The organism is Amaricoccus sp., from assembly GCF_036846665.1.
In the GTDB taxonomy this organism is placed as follows: domain Bacteria; phylum Pseudomonadota; class Alphaproteobacteria; order Rhodobacterales; family Rhodobacteraceae; genus Amaricoccus.
In genome coordinates this window covers 1-3,763 of the sequence record NZ_DAIUBO010000317.1, presented here as the reverse complement: position 1 = coordinate 3,763, position 3,763 = coordinate 1, and the positions used below count along the sequence as shown (strand labels likewise).

Below are 3,763 nucleotides of genomic sequence, written 5' to 3'. Positions count from 1 at the left end.
CGGGCGACCGGACCGGGCAAGGCGCCACCGGCGCCTCGCCTTCTCGGTCCGGGGGGATGCTTCGCGGGCCGCGCGGGGCGCGGCCTTTTCACCGGCCCGGGGCCTGGTCCAGGGGGCGGCGACGTCGTTCGGGCGGAAGGGGCGCCGGAATCACTTCGGCCAGACGATCCCGCGCTCGGTGACGATGGCGTCGAGCCGCATGTCGTTGTCGCCGTCCGGAACCGCCTCGATCTCCTGCCCGGCATAGGCGATGCCGACCGCGCGGACCTCGCCCGATTCGCGCAGATGCGCGATGGTGCGGTCGTAATAGCCGCCGCCATAGCCGAGCCGGTGGCCGCGGGCGTCGAAGGCGAGCAGCGGCACGACGAGGAATTCCGGGTCGAACCAGGCGCCCTCGGCGGGAACGTCGATGCCGTGATGGCCGCGCAGAATCGGCGCGGCCGGCGCCCAGGCCCGGAAGCGCAGCGGCTGGCCGCGGTGCTCGATCACCGGCACGCAGACCTGGAAGTCGAGCCCGAGGAAGGCGCGCATCAGCGGCCGCGGATCGATCTCCGAGCGGATCGGCAGGTATCCGGAGATGCGCTCGACGCCGCGCAAATGCGCCACCTCGCCGAGCGCATGGGCCGCCGCGAGGCGTGCCGCCCCGGCCGCGCCCGCGTGAATCCTCTCGCGGCGCGCATAGGCCTCGGCGCGCGCGGCGCGCTTGACCGCGGCGAGATCGCTCAGCTCCGGCAAGCGGCGGGCCCGGAGCGACCGTGGAGACGCGAAATCCTTGAGAGCCTGGTAAACCAGGTGGGCACCGGATGCGATAGGCCAGGGCCAGTCACAGAGCCAGCTCCCTCAAGAATCATTAAGGCCACTAGGATATTGGCCCCGCACGCGAAGACCAGAACCCGCCGATGCGGAATGTAGCGCGGCGCCGCGGGGTTTTGAAGTCCCGTCGTCACGGATCCTGCGCCTTGCAGACCGGGCAGTCGGGCCGGCGCGCGAGCGCGATGCGCCGCGTCTCGGCATGGAGCCCGTCGTAGATCAGCATCGCGCCGCGCAGCCCCTCGCCGGCGCGGGCGATCTGCTTGACGGCTTCGAGCGCCATCATCGAGCCCATGACCCCGGGCAGCGCGCCGATCACGCCCGCCTCGGCGCAGCTCGGCGCCAGCCCGGCGGCGGGGGCTTCGGGAAAGACGCAGGCGTAGCAGGGGCCGCCCCGCGCGGGATCGTATAGGCTGATCTGCCCTTCCCACTGGCTCATCGCCGCGGCGAGGAGCGGCACGCCGGCCGCGGCGCAGGCGGCATTGACCGCGTAGCGCGTCGCGAAATTGTCGCAGCCGTCGAGCACGAGGTCGCAGCCCCGCACCAGCGCCGGGGCATTGGCCGCGTCGAGCCGCAGCCGGTGGGTCTCCACCGCCACATGCGGGTTCAGGCGCCGCAGCGCGTCGCGCGCGCTCTCGACCTTCGGCCGGCCGATATCGGCGGTGCCGTGCAGGACCTGGCGCTGAAGGTTGGAGAGTGCGACCGTGTCGTCGTCGACGATCGTGAGCGTCCCGACCCCGGCGGCGGCGAGGTAGAGCAGCGCCGCGCTGCCCAGCCCGCCGGCGCCCACGACGAGGAGGCGCGCGGCGCCGAGCCGCCGCTGTCCGGTGCCGCCGACCTCGTGGAGCACGATGTGGCGGGCGTAGCGGTCGAGTTCTTCCGGCGACAGGCTCACGACCGGTCCCCATCGCTTGCGGATCCCGGCCTCACGGGTTTCGATTCGCCCATCGAAGCCTCGCGGCAGGCCGATCGGTTTGCCATCGATCGGGGGTTCGCCCGTCCTGCCGGCCTCAGCATCGGGATGCCGGCACGCGGCCCGATCCGCCTTGCGCGCCGGTGGAGCCGAAGCCGCCTGCGCCGCGGCGGCTCTCGGCCAGCGCCTTGGTCTCGCGCCAGCGGATGCGGGTGACCGGCGCGAGCACGATCTGGGCCACCCGCGCGCCATGGGCGATCGTCACCGGGCGATGCCCATGGTTGATCACGATCACGCCGATCTCGCCGCGGTAGTCGCTGTCGATGGTGCCCGGCGCGTTCAGCACGGTGATGCCGTCGCGCAGGGCGAGGCCGGAGCGCGGGCGGATCTGGATCTCGTGGCCGGGGGGGATCTCGAAGGCGAGCCCGGTCGGCACCAGCAGGCGGGCGCCGGGCGGAAGCGTCACGCCGTCCGCGCGGCGGTCGGCCGGCAGGTTGGCGCAGATATCCATCCCCGCCGCGCCCTCGCTCTCGTATGCCGGGAGTGGCAGCGCCGGGTCGCGGCCCTCGAGGCTGCGCACCCCGACCTCGAGCTCGGTCATGCCAGCGCCTCCGCGATGCGGTCCGCCAGCGCCTCCGCCGTCGCCCGCTTGGACATGCGCGGCCAGGCCTCCGCGCCGTCGGCGGTGATCAGCGTCACCGCGTTCTCGCTGCCGCCCATGATGCCGGTCGAGGGATTCACGTCATTGGCGAGGAGCCAGTCGCAGCCCTTGCGCAGCCGCTTTGCGGTCGCATTGTCGACGACGTCGTCGGTCTCCGCGGCGAAGCCGATTACGAGCCGCGGCCGCCCCGTCGGGAGCCTCGCCACATGGCGCAGGATGTCGGGGTTCTCGGCGAGCTCGAGGGTCTGCGCCCCGCCGCCGGCCTGCTTCTTGATCTTGGAGCTCGAGGGCGTGGCGACGCGCCAGTCCGCGACCGCCGCCGCGAAGACCGCGACATCGGCGGGCAGCGCCGCCTCGACGGCCGCGAGCATCTCGGCGGCACTCTGCACCGCGACGACCGAGCAGCCCGAGGGCGCGGGCGCCGAGGCGGGGCCGGTGACGAAGGTCACGCGCGCCCCCCGCGCCGCGAGCGCCTCCGCGATGGCGCTGCCCTGCCGGCCCGAGGAGCGGTTGGCGATGTAGCGCACCGGGTCGATCGCCTCATGGGTCGGCCCGGAGGTCACCAGGGCGTGCCGTCCGGCGAGCGGCCCGGCCCCGCCGAAGGCGGCCTCGATCGCGGCGAGGATCGCCGCGGGCTCGGCCATGCGCCCCGGCCCGTATTCGCCGCAGGCCATCTCGCCCTCCTCCGGCCCGACGGTCAGCACGCCGTCCGCCGCCAGCGTCGCCAGGTTGCGCCGGGTCGCGGGATGGAGCCACATGCGCACGTTCATCGCGGGCGCGAGCAGCACGCGCTTGTCCGTGGCGAGCAGGAGCGTGCTCGCCAGGTCGTTGGCGCCCCCCGTCGCCAGCCGCGCCATCAGATCGGCCGTCGCCGGCGCCACCACCACCAGATCCGCGCTGCGCGACAGCTCGATATGGCCCATCTCGGCTTCCGCCGTCAGGTCGAAGAGCGCGTCGTGCACCGGCTCGCCCGCCAGCGCGGAAACGCTGAGCGGCGTCACGAATTCGGCGCCGGCGGCGGTCAGGACCGGCGTGACCGCGGCGCCGGCCTTGCGCAGCAGACGGATCAGTTCGAGGCATTTGTAGGCCGCGATCCCGCCGGCGATGATGAGCAGGATTCTGCGACCCTCCAGCATTCCTCACGACCCCCGCAATCTCGACCCGGAATTGACGCGTCGGGAGGGTAGTTCCGCGCCGGAGGCGGCGCAAGCCGCTGTCCGGGCCGGTAATGAGAAGCGCGGCGAGCTGAAGCGGATCGTGTATCAGGCGGTCTCCGGGCGGATCGATCGGCCTCGGACGCCGCGAACCGGCAAAGGCGAGGCATTGCCTCGCGCCGGTTCGTCGGAGGGACGCGCGCGAGCGCGGAGGCCGAGGGGGGT

Annotated in this window: 3 protein-coding genes, 1 other RNA gene and 1 pseudogene; all 5 read right to left on the bottom strand. The window is 73.4% G+C overall.

Going from position 1 to position 3,763, the window contains the following annotated elements:
- Window positions 1-150: 150 nt before the first annotated feature.
- Complete coding sequence (locus tag V7050_RS19470; protein ID WP_324370781.1) at window positions 151-735, bottom strand: 5-formyltetrahydrofolate cyclo-ligase; 585 nt, start codon at window positions 733-735, stop codon at window positions 151-153.
- 2 nt (window positions 736-737) lie between these two features.
- A non-coding RNA gene (gene ssrS / locus V7050_RS21095) (6S RNA) lies at window positions 738-896 on the bottom strand.
- A 47-nt stretch (window positions 897-943) separates the two neighbouring features.
- A pseudogene (locus tag V7050_RS19465) lies at window positions 944-1,714 on the bottom strand (HesA/MoeB/ThiF family protein); the annotation flags it as partial.
- A gap of 106 nt (window positions 1,715-1,820) precedes the next feature.
- The gene (gene dut / locus V7050_RS19460) at window positions 1,821-2,324 is read right to left on the bottom strand and encodes a dUTP diphosphatase (RefSeq protein WP_324375868.1); all 504 of its coding nucleotides are present in this window, start codon (window positions 2,322-2,324) and stop codon (window positions 1,821-1,823) included.
- The gene (coaBC, locus tag V7050_RS19455; protein WP_324370689.1) at window positions 2,321-3,520 is read right to left on the bottom strand and encodes a bifunctional phosphopantothenoylcysteine decarboxylase/phosphopantothenate--cysteine ligase CoaBC; all 1,200 of its coding nucleotides are present in this window, start codon (window positions 3,518-3,520) and stop codon (window positions 2,321-2,323) included. The genes dut and coaBC overlap by 4 nt, the downstream gene beginning before the upstream one ends.
- Window positions 3,521-3,763 lie beyond the last annotated feature (243 nt).